Annotated in this window: 1 protein-coding gene; it reads right to left on the bottom strand. The window is 59.8% G+C overall.

Annotated elements, in window-relative coordinates:
* Window positions 1–5 precede the first annotated feature (5 nt).
* Entirely contained in the window at window positions 6–911 is a 906-nt protein-coding gene (locus AC0L18_RS32335; protein WP_473495735.1) for a DMT family transporter, read from the bottom strand.
* Window positions 912–1,010: the final 99 nt, after the last annotated feature.

The following is a 1,010-nucleotide window of genomic DNA, read 5'->3' as shown; positions in this document are numbered from 1 at the left end:
GCGCTTCACCTCGCAGATCTTAGGGCGAACAGCCCCGCTCCGCAGATCAAAACTGCGCCGAGAACGGTGGTGATCTTCGGCACCTCGTCGAAAAACAGCAGCCCCCAAAGTGGAACCCAGACGATGGCGGTGTACTCAAAGACGGCAACGTTGCCTGCTGGGGCAAGGCGGTAAGCCTGGGAAAGCAATGTCATTCCGGCAGATGCGATCACACCGCAGCCGGCCATCAGCAAAGTATCCTGGAGCGTAGGCCAGACCCATGGGCGCGTGAGGAAAGCAAGACTTGGATGATTGGCGTCTTCAAGGCCGCCCAAGCTCACAAGCGCCGCCAGCGCCGGCGCGCCGGTGAGGAAGGCCAGGTTCTGATAGAAGGTGATAACCGCGGCGACCTCGCTGTCGCCAAGCTTCCTCGCCAAGACCTGGGCCGACGAGTACAGAGCAGCAGCCAGGAGGGTCAACGCAGCTGCCCACTCGAAGACAGCAAGACCCGGTTGCAGCGTTATGATGACGCCGAGCAGACCGACAATGAGCGCGATCAGGGTTGCGGTGTGAGGTCGCTCTCCGAGGAAGAGAATCCCGAGACCTGCAATGATGAGCGGGGCGACGAAAAAGAGTGCGACAGCATCGGCCAGAGGAAGCGCTGCGATCGAGAGATAATAGAACAGGTATGCTCCCAGCGAGATTACGGCTCGGATGGCGAGCAGCCCGGCCCGTTTTGAGAAAATAGACCGCAGTCTGGCTGTCGCCCCTACCAGCACCAGCAGAATGGGCAATGCGACGATTGATCGAACAGTCATCGCTTGCGTAACGGGATAGGTGTCCGAGAGGCCCTTCAGGATCACGTCCTGCAGTGAGAAGACGAGAACGCCCAGGCAGAGAAAGCCAGTGGCTGCTAGGGACTTGTTCTGCATCGGTACGTCCTAGTGAAGGGGCGCAGCTAGCTTGGCTAGGGCCGAGCTCGATAGGGCCTGCACAGCCGCACCTGTAATCCACACTGACGTGAACGTTTG

It is taken from the genome of Mesorhizobium sp. WSM4819 (assembly GCF_055811215.1).
This window is presented reverse-complemented; position numbering and strand designations above follow the sequence as displayed.